Below are 20,507 nucleotides of genomic sequence, written 5' to 3'. Positions count from 1 at the left end.
AAAGGACCACTCCTCATAAATATAGAAATACTTACTGCACAAATATTACAGTAAACAAAAGAGGAGTGTAATTACATGTTAGATGTTTTAAAACAACAATATAATCTTATTAGTTCTACAAGGGAAAATCTATTTACATTTTTGGAAGAAATTCCACAAGAAAAATTGCACAGTACGGTTCCTAACTTCGGAAGTGGCAGCATTATAAAAACACATATTCATGTAGCCGATTGCTATCGATACTGGCTTGGATCATTCGCATTTAAACAAAAACGAGCAGATTTTTCATTTGCTAGCGACTACGAAATTGAGCATGCAGATGTCGAAACAGTTCGTGCTAGATTTAAGTTAGTAGATGAAACTGTACAACGATTTTTAGATGCATACAATGACCGTTGGCTCGAAAATATAGCAAATGAAGTGAAATGGCAAAAAGAACCTTGGAGCACAACTCCGCTATGGCTTTTAACCCATGCGGAAACACATGAATTTCATCATAAAGGCCAAATTGTATCAATGACTCGTCACCTTGGATATACTCCTCCTGACACAGACCTTAGTTAATTCAATTGTTCTAACAAATGAATTACTATAACTGTCCTTAGCATTGTTTATGTATATTGAAAGGCTCTTCATTCTTTTTGATGTTGTTTATAGTTTTGCAAATTTTTTTGCGGCACAAACTTGTATTATATTTTAATTATGTTTGTGTCGTGTTCTTATTAATTAGTTTCATATCCATAAAAAATATATTAATATGTTTCCTTTTATTATTTCAGTTACCTAATCAATAAGAGGTTCTTTCTTTTTATTATGACTTTATACACGATAAATACGAAAATTCCGAAAATAAAAGTTGAAAATGCTGGTAACACTTTATCATTTGGCACGTACACAGTCCAAAAAGAATTAAGAAGCGCATGAAAAATTAGACACATAAAAATACTTTTAGTTGTGTTAATAATTGTAGTTAATAAGAAAGATACAGCAATTGTCGTAATTATAAAGGCTATAAAATCCCTTTGAGTTTGATTCGTACCTGGAATAAACCATAACGGCCAGTGCCAAATAGCCCATATAACGCTCACAATAACCGTACTAAAAAATGCCGAAAACCTTTTCTGAAGGGCAGGTTGTAAGAACCCTCTCCATCCGATTTCTTCAAGACCGCCACCAATAATCATTATTGGAAAACTAAGTAATGCCACGTATAATGGTTTTTGCATCGTTGCTCCACCAAATATCGTTGGAAGATAACAGCTAATAAAAGCTAGAACAACGATTAGAACATACCATACAAAGTAATACCTAGGATTAACAATATTTTTAATAAACACTCTGAACTCTTCTTTTGATCCATATTTTTTCTTTAAACTAATTGCAATGATTGATGGCATGATCCCTCCGAAAACAAATAATATCATCGCTAACGGTGTACCAAATGTCGTAATGTTTAATTTTATTAAGCTAATTAATAGCCCCCATAGTATCCATGTAAATATAAAAGTGCGTATTACATATCGTTTAATCTCATTCCCCATTTACTTGCCTCCTTTATTTTAATTAGAGCATAAATTTAGAGATATGAAAATCACTTATGCTAAATTATTCCAAAACATTAAAGGAACCTCCCTACTCTATCAGGCTTTTCTGGATAGGCCGACTCCTACCTACTTTGCTTCGGTCAAGGTTCGAAGTTGGAGTCTCACTATCCGTTAATACGGGATAAACAAACAAAAAGAAGGAGCATGTTTTGAGAACCAATCAAAACATGCTCTTGTAAAGTGACAATAACGTTATTTAAGTCTTGTTTAACTACGGTGCAAATTAGTGGGAAAGGCTTATTTTCCACTAAAAATATTTATAAAAAATTCATGTTCATTTAAAAGTGGAATGAAAAGCAATAATAATAGTATTATCAAAAAACTTGTTGATACATTTTTTTGTGTATAAAACTTTTATTATTTGTTTTAGGTATACCATACCATTATAAAATTCATGTAACATCAAAGTAAGATACATACTTTTCAAACAATACACAAAATAAAACTCTTCTTCAATGTATATCAAAAATATTTATATACTCTATCACCAACCTTAAGGAGAAATTTATAATGAGATTAGAGAGTGAAAGAATTTATTTAAGGCCCCTTTGTGAGCTAGATGCGCCCATTATATTAGAAAGTACAATGGATGAAGAAATAAGATATATGACTGGAACCAAGCCTACTTTTTCATTGGAGCAAATTAAAGCACATATAGATAATATAAATAATGATTCAAATCGCTATGATTTCGCTATTTGTTTAAACAGTACTGACGAAATGATTGGAGAGTTATCGATTTTAGATATCGATGAGGAGAACCAAAGAGCTGGATTCAGAATATCTATGCTTTCTATTTCATTAACAGGGAAAGGCTACGGAACTGAAGCTATGAAAATAGTTTTAAGATTTGTTTTTGAACAACTCACATTCAATCGTTTACAGTTAGAAGTATTTAGCCATAATTTACGTGGAATTAGAGCTTATGAAAAGGTTGGGTTTGTAAAAGAAGGAACCTTACGTCAATCCTTATTTTATAATGATACGTACTCGGATGAAATTATTATGGCAATACTTAAAAATGATTATAAAAATATGCTATAAAGAACCGATACTTGTTTCATCCAAGTATCGGTTCTCTCTATACAAAAGTGCCATTTTTTCTTACATATAAAACAAATATTTCTCCACTTAATTCCTTGCAAAAGACTCCCTCGTTACCTCAATAAATTGCTGTAACGGCGATGTCATCCATTTATCTTTATGCCAAGCGATTTGCGTATAGATCGGAGTGATTGTATTCTTTAAGACTAATTCCTTTATCGTTCCCTCTCGTATATCTTTTTCTACTACTATTGCTGGCAAAATTGCTATACCTAAATCGGCAATGACACATTGTTTAATTGCCTCGACACTAACAAATTCGATCTTATTTGCTGGGTATACATCTTCTGCGCGAAATAGCTCTTCAAATAAAGTCCGATACGAGCAACCTAGTTCTGTTAGTAAAAGTGTTTCGCTTTCTAAATCTTTTGTAGAAACGGAAGGTTGTTCAAGTAAACGATGCGTAGGAGCAGCTACTACTTTTAATTCTTCTTTCATAAGTGGCTCCACATGTAAAACATCCTCTGTTTTACATTCGGCCAAAATAAATACAAGATCTACTTTCCCCTCCATCAATTGCTCTTTCGCATCTTTATTGGAATGCGCAGGTTTAAATATAAGTTTTATTTGAGGAAATTGTGCTTTAAATTTCTTTAATATAGATGGAAGCCTATATGTACATTGACTTTCTTGTGCACCGATTATTAACGTACCCGCTATTTCCTCATCATCTTTCACAGCCATTTTTGCTTCGTTACTAAGCGCAATCATCTTATCGGCATATAGTTGAAACTTCTTTCCTGCTTCAGTTAAGAAAAGACGTTTTCCTAATCTCTCAAATAACGGCGTACCGAGCTCAGCCTCTAACGTTTTAATTTGCGCTGTCACGCTCGACTGAGCAAAATTCAATTTCTTCGCAGTTTGTGTAAAATTTAAGCTTTCTGCAGCCACTTTAAATGTAATTAATTGTTTTATCTCCATTTATCATCCCTCTTTTCAATCGATATTACCGATTGATTCCATCGAAATAATCTTCTTTTTCTATTGATAGTTGTATTGTATGATAAAGAACATCTACAAACAATATAAATGGAGGTATTCCATATGAAAGCACTTTGTTTCGAACAGTTCGGAAATGCTGATGTACTACAATATAAAGAAATACCTGATCCAATTATAAATCCAAATGAAATTCTTGTTCGCATGCAAGCAATCGGTTTAAATTTCGCTGATATTTATAGACGCCGCGGCGATTATCATCTCGCTGGTAACCCGCCTTATATATTAGGTTATGAAGGCGCTGGTATTGTTGAAAAAGTAGGAGCTAACGTTACTACTATCAATCCCGGAGACCACATTGCATTTGCTGACGTTCCATTCTCAAATGCAGAATTAGTTGCCGTTCCATCTGAAAAAGCAATTACGCTTCCAGATTCTATTTCTTTTGAAACAGCCGCTTCTGTCTTATTACAAGGATTAACAGCACATTATTTAACGAAAGATAGCTATCAAATAAAACAAGGTGATATAGCTTTAGTACACGCTGCAGCTGGTGGCGTTGGCCAACTTCTCGTTCAAATGATTAAACTACTGGGCGGAACAGTAATCGGTCTTACATCATCAAAAGAAAAAGCACAAGTAGCTACGTTAGCTGGTGCTAATCACGTATTTTTATATACTGAAGCATGGCATACGAAAGTACTTGAAATAACTAATGGTACCGGAGTAAATGTTGTGTATGAATCAGTAGGTTCTACTTTAGAAGAAAGTTTTAAAGCTACTAAAGTTGGTGGTACCGTTGTATTCTATGGAATGGCTGGCGGTAATCCCGCACCTGTAGATCCACGTATGCTTATGGATACTTCAAAAACTTTAACTGGCGGAGACCTTTGGAACGTTCTTACTACGTATGAAGAACGCAAGCAGCGCTCTACTCAATTATTTGATTGGATCACTGCAGGAGAATTAAATATCGCGAGTCCAACTACATTCGCTTTACAAGATGGTGCTCTTGCGCATGAATTATTAGAGAGCCGTAAAAGTACTGGGAAGATTTTATTAATCCCGTAATCGTTCCACTTAAAAAAAGAAAAGATAAGCATATAAAAGAGCATCGATTCCGATGCTCTTTTATTATGGAATTTTATTAGTTTCTTTTTATTCCAGTAATTTTCGGCTCATCATATGAAATAATGTCGATTATATGGTTCAAACAAGGAATTTGATAGTGAACGAACTGCTCTTCAGGAAATATAAATTCAGCAATTGTTCCTGTTTTAATGAAATCCAAATATCTTGATTTTGAGTAAATCCTAAAAATTCTACCTTCTGAAATTTCGTAATCATCCATTACAGTAAACGATTCATTAGTAATGGAGTAAGCAACATACGTTTCAAAATCCAATTGCACAATTGGCAGATTGTTATCAACATCAATGGATGATGCTTCTATTTCCACCTCACCTGTAATTTTCATGAGTCCCTTAGTTTTGTTAACTTTGCACCTATCAATAAGTACCCTCAGTGAATTCCCTTCAGGTTCAATCAATTTGTTTAAATATATATATCCTTTAAATTCCATCAAATCTTGAAAATCCATTATTCCCCCCCATTTTGAAAATCTATCTGAAACAGTTGCGAGTCTCTTTACATTACTGCTCAAACAAGATTTTATACACCTATTCTAATCAACTGTAACATAAATCATTGTGCACTCTGACTTTATGTTGAAAGTGGTACTGTTTTTGGTACAAAATCAACGAAATATGATTTAAATCAATAAAAAAAGACCCTTCCGCTTATGCGAAAAGGCATACGATCTTATTTGTTATGTTGAGTAAAACTCACCCTAAAGAGATCTCGTTAAGATCTTTCTAGCTTCTTTTTCTTATTTCTATTTGAGATTTAATTATATTTCCACACTTTCTTTTCCTTTTTCAACATAACTCATATCCCCAACTGATTCGACTGTGTACTTCCCATCTTGATATACAATCTTCGTCACACTTGCATTTTCCACTCCAAGTTTTGTTTTGGCACTGTCTAACATTTCTATTAAGGCAGTAATCAAAAGCCCATGAACGACAACTAAAACGTTGCCACCTCCATTTTTAGCAGCTTCTTCACTAATTTTATCAATCTCTGTTTTTATCCGAGTAGAAAATAATTCCCAATCTTCCGCCTGTTTCGTAGGGTCTGCTGCTCTAATAAGATTAATCACTTCTTGAATAGAAAACTTCATGAGTTCTTCTGGAGATGCAACGCCCGCAGCTTTCCCAACCACATCCCACATATTTTCAAGTTTTTCACCTTCAAAAATACCAAAATTTAATTCTCGTAAATCTTTTCTTTTCTCAAGTTTCAATTTTGATTGCTCACTATATTTTAATACTAAATTAGCAGTTTCAATCGCTCGACCGCTATCACTACTATACGCATTCGCAAAATGAATATCTTTTAATCCCGTTCCCAAATTAGAGGCAACTTCCACACCTTTTTCTACTAACGGAGAGTCTGCCCAACCTTGCGCGCGATGATTCGTATTTAATATTGTTTTACCATGTCTTGTAACATATAACGTAACTACATTCTCATTGCTATCTGTTTCTCGATTCTTCATCATATTCTCTCCCTTTACATTTCTATATCAATTTTACCATCTCAATTATTCATTGAGCAAAATATACGTAAGTAGATCTGCTTAATAAAAAAAGCTATCTTTCTGTATATTCCTACAAAAAGATAGCATCTTTTATGATTACATTTCTTAATCGATTCTCCTACTCAGCAAAAGCACTCGAATATTGTACAACTCCTTCTACACCTTGAAGAGCATTCTCTCTTAACTCCATCACCATAAACACTTCATCTGGCACTTCAAATGGTGCTTTTATATTCCAATCACTTGCTTTTTTAAATCCAAATTTCGGATAGTACTCTGGATGACCTAATACCACAACAGATTCATATCCTAGTTCTTTCGCTTTTTCTAAAGCAGCTACGATAAGTTTTCCGCCAATTCCTTTTTTCTGATGGCCCCTAGCAACGGATACTGGTGCAAGTGCTAATGATTCTACAGAAGTTCCGTCTTGTTCTATCTTAATTTTTGATAACATAATATGCCCGACTATTTCCTCATCTACTGCAACGATTGATAATTCAGGAATAAACGCGTCACATTCTCTAATACGTTTTACAAGTTCATGTTCCTTTTTATCACTAAATTCTTCATTTGAAAATGCTTGTTTTACAACTTCTTCAGTTTTACTACAATCATTTTGTTGTTCTTGTCTAATCGTTACCATTCTATATTATCCTCTATTCTTTCTTATTTCTTTTTCAATTTTACGAAGCGCTTTTTTCGATCCGCGCTCCATATCGTGCTGCATTTTTCTTTCTTTATAATCGACAAATAGTGTATTTAAATCATATCCTTCTGGGTATAATTCTTTCGCCGCTACCTCTAAAGTAATACGTTTTACATTCACTTCAACGAATTCACCGTTATAATATACAACGACATTATAGAAATTATCTCTTTCCTTATAGATGATACCAAAATCATCATGATCCAATAAATTCACACGGTCACCGATTTTATATTCATAGTCATTTTCTCTTTTTTCTTGCACGAATTTTGGTTTTCTAATTTTACTTTCATTCACTTTTTCTAGAGCGTATTCTTTATTTGCCATATACTCTTTCGCTCTTTGCAGTACATGGTCTCTCACATTCATTTTATTCGCAATCCAAAGTGCATTACTTTCACCTGATTTACCGATCACTAATTTATAAAGTGGCTCTAGTGTTTCACTATTAAATTGCATTGCTGCGTTCATAAAATCACCATGCATTTCTGAAAAACGCTTAATTTCACCGTAATGCGTACTCGCAATTGTAATACATCCCGCAAGGTAAAATTCTTCTAAAATAGATATCGCAAGCGCCGCACCTTCATTCGGTTCTGTACCGCTTCCTATTTCGTCAAATAGTAGTAATGTATTATTATTTGACATCCTCATAATCTCGGATAGATTTTTCATATGCGATGAGAATGTACTTAGTGCATTTTCAATACTTTGATTATCACCAATATCTACAAATACGTTGTCAAAAATAGCAATTTCCGTTTCTTTATCTCCAGCGATGTGCAAACCTGACATCGTCGCTAATGTTAACAATCCTATTGTTTTTAGCACAATTGTTTTTCCGCCTGCATTCGGTCCTGTAATAATTAAACTACGGTATTCTTGACCGATTTCAAAGTTTAACGGTACTACTTTCCCACTTAAAAGCGGATGCTTACAATTTACTAAATGAATGTGGCCATGATCATTTAACTTCGGCTCTATTCCATCGATTGATTTACTAAATTTCGCTTTCGCAAATACCATATCATATTGGCTAATTAGTTCCATATTAATTTTTATATGATAAATGTTTTCTAATACCATTCCTGATAATGTCGCTAAAATTTGATACTCTTCCATCGCTTCTTCTGCTTTCAAACTTGCGAGTTCCGCATTTAATTTTGTAACCGTATGTGGTTCTATAAATACAGTAGAACCTTTTGCAGATGCTTCAACTATACTTCCCGCAACTTGATTTTTATAAGAAGATTTAATTGGAATCGTATACCTATCGTCCTTCTTACTAATAAAGAATTCCTGAATATATTTCTTATTTGCACTACTATTTAAAAATTTCGTTAAACGTTCTTTTATTTTTCCATCTACAGAATCAATGTTATTTCGAATTCGTTTTAACTCTTTACTAGCAGCTGCATCAATGCCATTTCCTTTAATTGAAAAGTTAATTTCCTCTTCAATACTTTTAAATTCAGTCATTGAATTTGCATAAGAAGCTAATACTGGCGCAAAGAATTCTTTATCTAACATAAATTTTTTAATCTTTCTACATCCACGTAAAAAGTCTGAAACGCTCACTAACTCTGCTGGATCTAAAATCATCCCTTTTTCTAATTTTTGAATTGTACTAGCGATATTGGAAATTCCGAAGAAAGGAACATGTCCTTCTGCATCTACTATAGCTCGTGCTTCTGTCGTTTCATTTAAGCGATTTCTCACTACTTTTATACTCGTACTCGGCTCTAATTTATTTAATAATTCCTTACCTAATCCACTTATACAATATGATTTCACTATTTCCATTAATTCGTTATATTGTAACTTTTCAAAAGTCATCGTATTCATTTTGTTTCTCCTCACTATGATTGATTTCTATCATCAATGAAGATACCTACTCATTAGATTCCAATGAATTCTACATTATTCAATTACCATTTTTATACATCAAAAACATATACAAAAAAGCTGCGGGGATACCGCAGCTTTTACATTTACAAGGCAAGTGTAATAACATATGAGGAAATAAGCCATAAAAAAACAGATGGCAATCCCCTTATTACACGCTTTATAAAGTATTGTAGGTATCTTCATAGGTTTCGAAATAAATCCATGACAAAATTAGGGGTATGATGTACATAAAAATCCCCTGGTCTTATCCGATTTATTTCATTAAATTTTTCCTATTTAGTACCTACCGCACTCACAAAAAGCACCTCTCATTAATTTATATTTTATGTTCATTGAAATCTAATTTATTGAAATCATCATACTATATGTTTTATAAGAAGTAAAGGTGTCATACTTTAATAACTATGCAGAATGTAAAAAAGAAGAGGAGAACTTATATTTCAGTCTACCTCTTCTTTTCATCACCAATTTACTGCTGAACATATATGGAAACCGAGCCTCCATTTACATGGAACTGCCCCCATCCATCTTTATTAATTGTTACAGTATTTGTTTGATTACCCGTAATATCGTACCATACTTCCCCAGCGTTATTCTTTCCAACATCCATCCACTTTGATCCTCCTGGTCCGTCCGAGAGTAATGTCGCTAAACCAGAATTAGCATGTACACCATCGCCTTCTCTTGTCCAGCCAATCACATCTGGATGGTCTAAATAATCACGCTGCGTACCATATGCAAAGTTTTTTCGTGCCGTCAAAATTGGATCAATTTTATCTTTTAACGCTGGAATTTCATAACTACTATTTCCGCTTGTCCCATAGTAATCACCATAGAAAACTGAAGGATAGCCCTCTGCACGTGTTAAAATAAATGCATATGCCAACGGTTTAAACCACGGACTTACTACAGATTCCAATGACTGTCCAGGTTGAGAATCATGATTCTCAACGAGAGTAACTGCGAGTGCAGGGTGATTTTGCATTACTGTTCCATTTAAAATAGTTCTCATATCATAATTCCCATTTCCTTTTGAAGCATAATGAAAATTGTAATGAAGCGGTGCATCAAATACAGATTGATTATAATTGACTTTCGCCAAATAATTATTTAAAGTCTGGATATCATTTTGCCAATATTCAGCTACTGTAAACATTTCTTTCCCCGTTTGCTGTCTGACATGATTTACCCAATCGCGTAAATATTCATGATCAATATGTTTAACAGCATCTAAACGAAAACCATCTAAATTTAATTCATTCGCATACCACGTCCCCCAATTTTTCATCTCATTCGCAACATCAGGATGATCAAAATCAAGATCTGCATACATCAAATAATCATAATTCCCATTCTCGCTAGACACTTCCCAGTCCCACGCTTTACCTATACCCCTAAATTTATAAATTCGATTTAATTTCCTTCCTTCATCCCAATCCGTTCCGTCAAAATGATACCATTTCCATTTGAAATTAGAATAAGAATCTCCGCGCCCTGGAAAGTTAAACACCGTCCATGCATTAATTTCATAATCACCTGACACTTCAATATTTCGATTGTTACGGTCTACCTCAACAGCTGTGACAGTTTCAGTATAATCTGCTCCACCTTTATGATTCATAACTACATCACCGTATACATCGATGTTTTGCTTATGTAAAGCTTCAATTGCAGATTTCAACTGTACTTTTGTCCCATATTTCGTCCGCACCGTTCCTTTTTGATTGAATTCCCCCAAATCATATAAATCATACGCTCCATATCCTACATCATTTTGTGAAGTCCCTTTATATGCAGGTGGTATCCATACAGATGTAATTCCTTTATGAGCTAAATTTCCAGCATCAGAACGCAAACGATTCCAATGATTCCCATCATTCGGAGCGTACCACTCAAAATACTGCATTAATGTTCCATTGTTTATCGTTGCTGCTTCCGCCTTATTCCCCTCATATATATTAGGAAAAAGTAAAGTAAACAATAAACAGACTACCATAATCCTTTTCAACATATTTACACCATCCCCTTCAAGAAAACGTTTGCATAATTTATTAAAATCATTATAATATTCGTTCTACAGTTAGTAAAGTAGTAATCTTTTAATCTCTCACATTATTTTTCACGTAACTTCACATATTCCACAAGTACCCCCACATAGTTTAAATTTCACATCTTATTCAAGATTGTTTACAATTTACCTATAAAATCATAACGGAGGGATTTTCATGACAAACTTTCAAAAACAATTTTTCGCACGATTAAATATAGAAGAAAAAGAAACAGTTTCATTTGAAGATTTACCTAACATTATGTACGCAATGTCACAATCTGTCCCTTTTGAAAACTTAAATATTCTCGAAAACAACTTTAAAGAAATATCAAAAGAAAATCTAAAAGAAAAAATTTTAATAAACAACCGTGGCGGCCTTTGTTATGAACTCAATCCTACTATGTATTACTTCCTTAAAGACTCTAAATTCGATGTCCATCTCGTTTCAGGAACAGTTTATAACGCTGCAAATTCTATATGGGCTGTAGATTCAGGGCATATCGCAACTGTTTTACAACATCATAATGAACTTTACTTAATTGAAGTAGGTTTCGGATCATATTTACCCCTTTCCCCTGTTCCTTTCTCAGGTGAGATCGTTCATTCTGTAACAGGCGACTATCGTATTCGTAAAGAAACGACTGAAAAAGGTAATTATATTTTAGAAATGCGTAAAAGCAATGAGTTTCTAGATCAATCTTCTACTGATGATTGGACAGTAGGTTATGCATTTTACTTGGAAGAAGTGGATGAAACGAAAGTAAATGCAGCACAAAAAATTATTGTTGAACATGAAGGTTCACCATTTAACAAAGTACCTCTTGTTGTAAAACTTACTCATGACGGGCACGCATCATTAACAAAAGATAGCCTTACAGTAACGAAAAATAGAAATAAAACAAAAGAAACAATTACAAAAGAGCAATATACAAACCTCCTTCATTCAACGTTCGGCATTACATTATAACTTTTAAAGCCTCGCCATTTCCGGCAAGGCTTTTTATTTTCCAGCAGGGATTTTTTGCAATTTGTTGTATTTCATAGTTATATAGGAATATAACTACATATTTAGAAAGGAAATGATTATGACTGAACTTAAAGATCGACTACAAGTAGCTGATAAAGAAAAATGGGATTTAACGGATATTTATCATACAATTGAAGATTGGGAAAGCGATTTTCATAAAATTGAAGTATTAACGAATGAATTACACAAGTTTAATGGAAATATTCATGACGGCAATAGTTTATTAGCTTATTTAACAAAGAGTGAAGAAATATCTAGCATAATATCTTTAATGTTCGCTTATGCACGATTACAATCTGATCTTGATACACGCGATACTGACGCTCAATCCCTTGTCGATAAAGTATCACAATTACACGTGAAAGTAAGTGCGGCTAAATCTTTCTTTTCTCCATTCTTACTTAGCGTAGATGAAAACACATTATATTCTTACATAGAAGAAACCGAAGGCTTACACTATTATAAAGAAGACTTATTTGAGCTATACCGTTATAAAAAACACGTTTTGAATAAAGACCAAGAAGAGATTTTATCACAAATGGGTGAAGCACTCTCCTCCCCGCAGCATACATTTGGCATGTTAAATAATGCAGATATAATTTTTGGTGAAGTGACTACTGATGATGGAGAAAAAGTAAACTTAACACGTGGAATGTATTCAAAGCTAATAGAAGATGAGAATCGTGAGAAACGTGAAGAAGCCTATAAAGCTTATTACAAACCATACGTTCAATTAAAGAATTCTATCGCTTCTACTTTGTCCGCAGCTATTAAAAACAATGTTACTGTCTCAAAGCTACGAAAATATCCATCAGCTTTAGAAAAATCATTATTTGGCGACATGGTTCCGAAAGAAGTATATGAAAATTTAATTGAGACAACGAAAAAAAACATTCAATCATTACATACGTATAATGAACTTAGAAAAGAAAAATTAAATGTAGATGAACTACGACAATACGACTTGAGTGTTGATTTAGTAAAAGGTGTAAAACAAGACATTCCATACGACGAAGCGTTTGATATAATGATCGCGTCACTAGCTCCTTTAGGTAAAGAATATATCGAAACATTAAAAAACTTTAAAGATAAACGCTATATAGATGTGAGAGAAACACCAGGAAAACGTTCTGGCGCTTATAACTTTGGTATATACGGTGTTCATCCTTTCATTCTTTTAAATCATCATGATGATTTAAATAGCCTTTTCACCCTTACTCATGAATGCGGGCACGGTATGCATACGCATTACTCACACGGATACCAACCAAGAATTTCTGCACACTATACTATCTTTGTTGCAGAAGTCGCTTCTACAGTAAATGAAGTGTTATTAATTCATTATTTATTAAAAGAAGCAAAAGAAACGAACGTACGTAATCATTTAATTAACTACTTTATCGATAGCTTTAAAGGTACTTTCTTTACACAAATCATGTTTGCAGAATTTGAAAAAATCACACATGAAATGGCCGAACAAGGTAAACCATTAAATGCCAAAGTCTTTAGTGAAATTTACGAAAACTTATTTAGAGAATATAATGGCGACTCTCTCGTATTTGACGAAGAAGTAAAATATGGCTGGTCTAGAATCCCTCATTTCTACCGTCCATTTTACGTATACAAATACGCAACTGGATTCGCTTCTGCCATTCAAATCGCCGATAAATTATTAAGCGGTGATCCAAATGCTCAGAAAAACTATATTGAATTCCTTAAAGGCGGAAGTTCTGACTATCCATTAAACCTACTGAAAAAAGCTGGCGTTGATTTAACTACACCAGAACCGATTGAAAGTGCATTAAATCGATTCACCCAACTTGTTGAAGAGTTTTCAGCATTATAGAAAAAAGCATGCAGATTATAGAATCTGCATGCTTTTTCATATAAAATATACATTTCATTTATTCACTTGTTGCTGCGTCACACAATGAATCATACCACCATACGCATACAGTTCATTTACATAAACACCGGCAATTCTTCTTCCTGGAAACTGCCCTTCAATGATTTGAAGTCCTAACTTATCATGTTCATCACCGTATATAGGAACCAATACAACTTCATTTCCAATATAAAAGTTCAAATACGAACCTTTACAGTCTGCCTCTTTTACCACTTTTCTTGTTACAGGTACTGGGATGAGCTGAAATGGATTTCCATCTATATTTCTCGCTTGTCGCAATTCTTGATAATGCTTTTCCTGCGCCTCCAAAAGGTACAACTCTCCTTCCCCAAAAGGATCATATTCATAAAGAATTGTATTTTCATTTACAAAACGCGCTGCCCCATCAATATGGTAATCTGTATCTTCATCATAATTATCCTCTCCGCGAATACCAGTTATCCATATAAAATTCGTTACTCCCAAATACTTCGTTAACTCTATTTCAATCTCTTCCTGATTTAGTGTAGGATTTCGATTTTCATTTATAATAGAAGTTTTTGCCGCCATTAAGGTGCCATTTCCATTTATCTCTATTCCTCCACCTTCTATACAGACACTAGATTTAACTTTTGGAATGCTATACATTTCACTTATTTTTTCCGGAATAACAGCATCATTTTCATACGGATATTTATCCCCCCAACCATTAAATACCCAGTGTGTTAAACAGAGATTGCCTTCCTTATCTTTTACAAAGATCGGTCCATTATCTCTTATCCAAACATCATCCGTTTCTTCAATTAAAAAATCAATTTTATCCATATCTACATTCGCTTCAATTAACTTCGATTGTACATGTACTTTTTCTTCCTCATCAAATACAACAATATGCACATTCTCACCGTAATGAAGCTCCTTTGCCATCGTTACCCAAATATCATCTAGCTTAGATCTGTAACCTTCACCTCTATGAGCTTTATCATGAGGCCATTGGAGCCATGTCCCCTCATGATTTTCCCACTGAGCAGGCATATAAAACAAACTATTTTCTATATTTCTCATACGTGTTCACCCCTTCTTCGAATGTAAGTTCAGTCTAAACTTTGACATCGTGTTAAGGTCAACAGAAATATATTAACTACTTCATAAACTGATTCTTTATTTTCCCTTGTGATACACTACTTCTCCTTGTAAAACCGTCACTAAAACTTTCGCATTCGGAATCTTATCGACACTCATTTTAGTAATATCTTCATTTAGCAATACCATATCGGCTGATTTACCTACTTCAATTGAACCAGTAATATTATCAAGGCCTAATGCTTTGGCGGGCTTAATTGTATAAGCATCAATAGCTGCATATATATCAGATAAGCCTTTCTCTTCAATACTTAACGCATTCGAAATTGTCACAAGTGGATTCAGTTCGTTTACGTCCCAATCACTACTAAGCGATACATTTGCTCCTGTTTTCCAAATGCGTCCTAACGGCATAATTCGTTTCATCTGTTGATTTGTAAAATACGCACTTGCCCAGCTTTGTTTAGGATCTTCTGCAAAATCATGACCTACTTGGAAATCAGCGCTAATACCTAACTTAGCAAAACGATTTATATCACTATCTTCTACCATTTCCACATGTGTAAGCGTATAAGGTTGATTCGCCCCTTCTTTTTTCGCTGCTTCAATTGCATTTAAACTTTCTCTTACTCCGCCATCTCCAATTGTGTGGATGAGTGCACCGTAACCAATTTTATTGAGTTCACTCAACCACCACTTCATTTTTTCTTCTGGAATATAGTTCAAACCGTACGGTGTTCCTTTAAACCACTCAAATTTATATTTTTCTAGTATTTTAGCTGTGCTGTTAATGCTAATTCCATCACTATACATCTTCACTTGATTAATAAGCATTCTAGATGATACATCATCACGCTTAATTTTTTTGAAATACTCCATTTGCTCTGCTTCATTTAAGTTCGGATATACCCACGGACGAAGTACTACTCGCGACGTTAACTTTTTCTCATCATTAACTTTATTCCAAACATCTAACCAGCCTCGTTTCCAATAAAGACGTCCATCGCCGACTGTAGTAATACCATTCTTCGCAACCTCATCTAAACCGTCTAACAAACCTTCATAATTTTTTTCAAAGAGATTGGGCTGGGAATTCCATGCTTTTTCCATCACGATATCCCCTGCTGTATCATACAGAAGCCCGAAAGGTTCTCCTGTTTCTGGATCCCGGATGATTCTTCCGCCTTGCGGATCTTTCGTCTCTTTATTTATTCCCGCTACTTCCAATGCTTTTGAGTTAACCCATACAGAATGAGAAGTTCTTTCCATAATTAATACAGGGTTATTAGGAAATAACTCATCAAGAACTTGTAATGGCGTTTGTTGTTCTGATTTTTCGTCCATATCTTTTAACAGCTCTTCCAAACTAAATCCTGTTCCGCTTATCCATTCGCCATCTTTCACATCTTTTTTACAAGCCTTTAAATACGAGCGTTGTTCTTGCAGCGCAGCATCCGGTGAAACACTACAATTCCCTGCTGCTGGTGATTTCGCCTCAAATATATGATTGTGATTGTCCACAAAACCAGGAAGAATAAAACGTCCTTGTAAATCCACCACTTTCGTATCTTCATTTATAAATCCTTCTACATCTTTGTTTGAACCAACAAATGTAATTTTCCCTTCTTTAACGGCTACAGCCTCTACAATGTCTTGCTTGTCATTTGAAGTATAGATTGTACCATTTTTAAACACTACATTTTTTGGCAACTGATTTGGTAGAACGAAGCTACCATTCTCACCTTCTCCTACTCCAGGAGTACACGCTGAAAACCATGTCATACTTAGAATCAGACAAATAATCATGATTGTTCTTTTCATATTCTTTCTCCTTTTTATTATGATGAATTACTTACATAAATAGAATAAGGATTGACACAATGTTAATGTCAATCCTTATTCTCAGTCTATTTTCATAACTAAAAAACAAATTTGTGTCACATACTCCTCTACTAAACAATCACATTCAGGTCCCTTTATGTAGACCTCATATGGTGAACCATCTATTACATAACCATTTCTTTCAATCCATTTTTCTAACGCAATATAAGCGTAGCCTATATAGTCATAACTTCCATAATGCATAGTAGTAACGATTTGATGTGGATTTAATTTTTTTATTTCATATTCTTGTACTACATCTTTATTGTTCCCATGCATGACCGGAATCCTTAATTCAACATCACTTTCATTTGGAATATACTCTTCATCATAAAAGACCGTAGAGGGCGAACCGACCATTTGTAAGTTATGCTTTTGTACTTTTTCATATAAGTCATAAAAATAATCATCCATATCATCTATATTTATTTGCAGTCTTTGAGCAATTACTGTTATTTCATTTCTCATTCCAATAAATATATCGTAATTTCTATGACAAGCAGTATTTAAAGCATAATTCATATTTACCATTTCATTCATTTCTGAAATAACCTGTAAATTTTGTTTCACCTCATGAGACAACTCTATAATTTGTGATTGCATATGTTTAATAAATGAATCTTGATCTGATGATTGAAGAATTATTTTGATTTTCGGTAAAGGAAACTTATACTCCCTTAGCTTTTTAATTTTCAGCGCTATTTCAAGCTGCCCTTGCTCATAATATCTATATCCATTTACCGGATTCACATATGCTGGTTTCAATATTTCCTCTTTATCATAATGCCTTAGCATCCGTGTACTCATTTTACAAATCCGCGAAAACTCAGTAATTGTATACATATAAATACCCCTTGAATACATTCTCTTATATATAAGCTTATTTATTAAAACCAATCAAATATTTTTCTGATTGCAGAACCTTCATTCTGATCGTTCAGCCTTTTCATTTTTGAAGGTAACAAATGACTAGGACAATACCACGTTAAACAATTCATCGCGCCTCCCATTGTCGATATTTCTCCTACATGACTTTGAATAACTTGTTTCTCAGTATGCTGTTGAATATATCTTAAAACTTCCTCATCTTTAGCTAATCCAAACTTAGGAACGTAAAGCGTATCACATGTTTCTAACATATTTATATATAAACCTTTTGCTGACGCTATCTCTTCATCGTATTGACCCTTCTCTGTATATGACGAAGGAACAACTATAAATTCAGCCTCTGGCATTTGCTCTTGAATAATCTCTTGAACCTTATATCTAAATTCATGATCCCCTAAAAAATCACTAATAAACATTGTATGTTCATCAATAAATTTAACCATCCCGTCTGCGTGTGCAAGTACATCTCCCTCTTCAGCAGGAATAATAATAACCCGACTCACATCTAAATCCCATTCCAGTTGCTCTATAATTTCTTCTTCCGTCCAATCATAATTATCATCAAATATGCGTTCCGTTAATATAACGGTATCTTTTTTATTCCAAATAAGATTTCCACCGTCTAATATCAATGGAGATGTCACATATTCAAAATCGTTCTTTTTCAACCATTTATTAAATTGTTGATCTAAATATCGTCCTTGATCTTTCGGTAAATAATTCGGTTGATATTTGAATTTAACTAGATGATTTGTTACAACTGGTGCAACATCTCTTAGCCAAATATCATCATACTCAAAAAAGTTTGTATGAAAGTCTTGCTCTTCAACAGATAAAGATATAAGTTGATCGGTAAATGCTTTATTTTCATTTAAGTATTCATTAAAATAAATAATGTCTTCATAAAATGGTCGATAATATTCATTCGATTCATCTGGTATTGCAGTAAAAATAATGCCACTATGTTTTTGTTCCATATTACTTACCTCGCTTTTTAATAATGATTGAATAACTGTTTTCAATAAGCCAACTATTCCCCAATTCATTTCTCTTTTCATTACAATTTTTGAAACGTGCACATTTCATGAATGGATTATAGCACGGAGAAATATTATATATTTATATAAAAAATATAAAGACGTCGTTAAGCCGTAAACTGACTCTTGACAAGATTTTTAAATTTTAATCGTCGTACACAATGAAGGATTAGATGATTTTTTTATCAAGATTCAAATCCATTACTTCTAATAGAGCGTTTTGATTATATAAATTCACTAAATGCGTTTCTACACCAATGCAAATCCCTTCTAGCGGCAGATCGTTTGGATCTTGACCAAATGGATCCTCAATTTCAACTCCTATTGCTTCAATCCCTATAAATGCAAAACTTATAAACGTAGTTGCAAGTACTGTAAACCATCCAAGACTATCAACAAGACCAATCGATAAAGTCCCGCAAAATATGAGCAGTAAAATTTTAATATGAGCAAAATATGCAAAAGGAATAGGCGTTGTTTTGATCCGATCACATCCACCCACAGCCGTAAGCAGAGTATTCAAATCAGCTTCCATATTAATTATTGCATTTGGGTGAATTTGACCCGTTTTCAAACCTTTTGATAGTATAGTTTTTAACATAAAAACTATACTAATCGGTAAATGAATAGACTCAGCCAACATTTCTTTTTCCTTCTCAGAACAAATATCAAACAATGCTTTTATTTCGGATAAATCTTTTTCGTCTCTCAAATGTCCTTTCGCTATCTTTGGAAAAGCAATTAACAAATGTAAAAATTTTAATTTTTCCTGATCCGTCTTTTTCCCTTCAGACTCCCAATAACATAAAAAACTAACTGCCAAATTTCTAGTACAAGCACCAACCGTGCCAAATAACTTTCTACCTTCCCAATACCTATCATAGGCAGTGTTAGTACGAAAAACTAACAGTAGACCTAAAGCTCCTCCAACAATTACCCAAGGAGTTTGATTAATTTTTATTTCTACATAATAATAATTAATCACAGTTACTATCGTTGAAATACATATATATAATAAAATTTGCGGGAAAATATCTCTTATAACTGTTCCCTTTAATGTAAATATTTGATGTAAATTATTTTGATTATTGTAATGAACCATATTTACAAAAACCTCTTTCCTTATTAACCTTTTATTCTTTTAAATTATGAAAGTATACAATTAAATAGTAGAATCATAAACCCTATTATTATAAAACTGGTTAAGATTATTTCTTTCAATACTGTTACTCCTTTTTACCAAAAGATAAAACATCTTTTTTGATTTAAACAACAAACGTTCACTCTTCTAAATCACGACGCATTATTTTAGAATTTACAATGAATAAAGCACTAATTAATACAAGAATCGCGCAAGCATATATCAATGAATCCATTGGACTATCATGGTCTATAATAATTAGACGAACAATAGCCGTAATACCTATATATATAAAATAACGTAATGGAAAATGAAAGTTCATTTGAAAATACTTTATAATCATTACGATGAATTCAAAATATAAAAAAAATACGACAATGCTATCAATTAAATGATAACTAGATTCCTCACTATTTAATTTAAGTTCTTGTATAAATTGAATGACTTCTTTCATAAGAAACACACTTAAAACAATTCCCAAACAGATCAAAGCTACATTTATAATGTACTGTAGAACGATAGGGAAAAACGAAAATACTTTTTTAAAATTCTTTACCACAAACATTTTTCTCCTTTTCCATATAAACCAATA

The 20,507-nt window shown here is 33.4% G+C and carries 18 protein-coding genes; 5 read left to right on the top strand and 13 right to left on the bottom strand.

The annotated features are described in order from the left end of the window. Nucleotides 1–75 precede the first annotated feature (75 nt). A complete protein-coding gene (locus ABH960_RS08025) occupies nucleotides 76–564 on the top strand; it encodes a DinB family protein (protein WP_404444181.1) in 489 nt (162 codons plus the stop codon). Between the two features lie 215 nt (nucleotides 565–779). On the opposite strand, the gene ABH960_RS08020 is transcribed toward ABH960_RS08025, so the two are convergent. After that, nucleotides 780–1,541 (bottom strand): CPBP family intramembrane glutamic endopeptidase, encoded by a 762-nt coding sequence (locus ABH960_RS08020; RefSeq protein ID WP_404444178.1) that lies wholly within the window; start codon nucleotides 1,539–1,541, stop codon nucleotides 780–782. 573 nt (nucleotides 1,542–2,114) lie between these two features. Here ABH960_RS08020 and ABH960_RS08015 point away from each other — a divergent pair. Beyond that, on the top strand, nucleotides 2,115–2,648 hold the full coding sequence (locus ABH960_RS08015) for a GNAT family N-acetyltransferase (RefSeq protein ID WP_002190291.1): 534 nt from the start codon (nucleotides 2,115–2,117) through the stop codon (nucleotides 2,646–2,648). Between the two features lie 87 nt (nucleotides 2,649–2,735). Here ABH960_RS08015 and ABH960_RS08010 read toward each other — a convergent pair whose 3' ends face one another. Continuing rightward, entirely contained in the window at nucleotides 2,736–3,629 is an 894-nt protein-coding gene (locus ABH960_RS08010) for a LysR family transcriptional regulator (RefSeq protein ID WP_404444174.1), read from the bottom strand. Between the two features lie 123 nt (nucleotides 3,630–3,752). Between ABH960_RS08010 and ABH960_RS08005 the strand changes: the two genes are divergently transcribed. Then, nucleotides 3,753–4,718 carry a quinone oxidoreductase family protein gene (locus ABH960_RS08005; protein WP_404444171.1) on the top strand — a complete coding sequence of 322 codons (966 nt, stop codon included), beginning with the start codon at nucleotides 3,753–3,755 and terminating at the stop codon, nucleotides 4,716–4,718. Nucleotides 4,719–4,794: 76 nt separating this feature from the next. Here the strand turns inward: ABH960_RS08005 and ABH960_RS08000 are convergent, their stop codons facing one another. From ABH960_RS08000 to amyS, 5 genes are all read right to left on the bottom strand, one after another. Next, on the bottom strand, nucleotides 4,795–5,247 hold the full coding sequence (locus ABH960_RS08000; RefSeq protein WP_404444168.1) for a hypothetical protein: 453 nt from the start codon (nucleotides 5,245–5,247) through the stop codon (nucleotides 4,795–4,797). A 309-nt stretch (nucleotides 5,248–5,556) separates the two neighbouring features. Further along, entirely contained in the window at nucleotides 5,557–6,267 is a 711-nt protein-coding gene (locus ABH960_RS07995; RefSeq protein ID WP_404444165.1) for a histidine phosphatase family protein, read from the bottom strand. A 160-nt stretch (nucleotides 6,268–6,427) separates the two neighbouring features. Then, the gene (locus ABH960_RS07990; protein ID WP_002137597.1) at nucleotides 6,428–6,952 is read right to left on the bottom strand and encodes a GNAT family N-acetyltransferase; all 525 of its coding nucleotides are present in this window, start codon (nucleotides 6,950–6,952) and stop codon (nucleotides 6,428–6,430) included. 6 nt (nucleotides 6,953–6,958) lie between these two features. Then, complete coding sequence (locus tag ABH960_RS07985) at nucleotides 6,959–8,860, bottom strand: endonuclease MutS2 (protein ID WP_404444161.1); 1,902 nt, start codon at nucleotides 8,858–8,860, stop codon at nucleotides 6,959–6,961. A 532-nt stretch (nucleotides 8,861–9,392) separates the two neighbouring features. Continuing rightward, entirely contained in the window at nucleotides 9,393–10,934 is a 1,542-nt protein-coding gene (gene amyS, locus ABH960_RS07980) for an alpha-amylase (RefSeq protein WP_404444158.1), read from the bottom strand. Nucleotides 10,935–11,148: 214 nt separating this feature from the next. On the opposite strand from amyS, the gene ABH960_RS07975 reads away from it, so the two are divergent. Together ABH960_RS07975 and pepF are read left to right on the top strand one after the other, a co-directional pair. Continuing rightward, entirely contained in the window at nucleotides 11,149–11,940 is a 792-nt protein-coding gene (locus ABH960_RS07975; RefSeq protein ID WP_404444155.1) for an arylamine N-acetyltransferase family protein, read from the top strand. 118 nt (nucleotides 11,941–12,058) lie between these two features. Further along, complete coding sequence (gene pepF, locus ABH960_RS07970) at nucleotides 12,059–13,846, top strand: oligoendopeptidase F (RefSeq protein WP_404444152.1); 1,788 nt, start codon at nucleotides 12,059–12,061, stop codon at nucleotides 13,844–13,846. 54 nt (nucleotides 13,847–13,900) lie between these two features. Here the strand turns inward: pepF and ABH960_RS07965 are convergent, their stop codons facing one another. The 6 genes from ABH960_RS07965 to psiE form a co-directional block, all read right to left on the bottom strand. Beyond that, nucleotides 13,901–14,950 (bottom strand): agmatine deiminase family protein, encoded by a 1,050-nt coding sequence (locus ABH960_RS07965; RefSeq protein ID WP_404444149.1) that lies wholly within the window; start codon nucleotides 14,948–14,950, stop codon nucleotides 13,901–13,903. 96 nt (nucleotides 14,951–15,046) lie between these two features. Beyond that, nucleotides 15,047–16,789 carry an amidohydrolase gene (locus tag ABH960_RS07960; RefSeq protein WP_404444146.1) on the bottom strand — a complete coding sequence of 581 codons (1,743 nt, stop codon included), beginning with the start codon at nucleotides 16,787–16,789 and terminating at the stop codon, nucleotides 15,047–15,049. Between the two features lie 81 nt (nucleotides 16,790–16,870). Beyond that, nucleotides 16,871–17,692, bottom strand: coding sequence for a MerR family transcriptional regulator (locus tag ABH960_RS07955; RefSeq protein WP_002185237.1), 822 nt, complete (start codon nucleotides 17,690–17,692; stop codon nucleotides 16,871–16,873). 44 nt (nucleotides 17,693–17,736) lie between these two features. After that, the gene (locus tag ABH960_RS07950) at nucleotides 17,737–18,714 is read right to left on the bottom strand and encodes an agmatine deiminase family protein (protein ID WP_404444330.1); all 978 of its coding nucleotides are present in this window, start codon (nucleotides 18,712–18,714) and stop codon (nucleotides 17,737–17,739) included. 229 nt (nucleotides 18,715–18,943) lie between these two features. Then, the gene (locus ABH960_RS07945) at nucleotides 18,944–19,876 is read right to left on the bottom strand and encodes a bestrophin family protein (RefSeq protein ID WP_016127380.1); all 933 of its coding nucleotides are present in this window, start codon (nucleotides 19,874–19,876) and stop codon (nucleotides 18,944–18,946) included. Between the two features lie 178 nt (nucleotides 19,877–20,054). Then, the gene (gene psiE / locus ABH960_RS07940; protein WP_404444142.1) at nucleotides 20,055–20,474 is read right to left on the bottom strand and encodes a phosphate-starvation-inducible protein PsiE; all 420 of its coding nucleotides are present in this window, start codon (nucleotides 20,472–20,474) and stop codon (nucleotides 20,055–20,057) included. Nucleotides 20,475–20,507: the final 33 nt, after the last annotated feature.

Source organism: Bacillus sp. RC252, assembly GCF_044909215.1.
GTDB classification, from domain to species: Bacteria; Bacillota; Bacilli; order Bacillales; family Bacillaceae_G; genus Bacillus_A; species Bacillus_A mycoides.
This window is presented reverse-complemented; position numbering and strand designations above follow the sequence as displayed.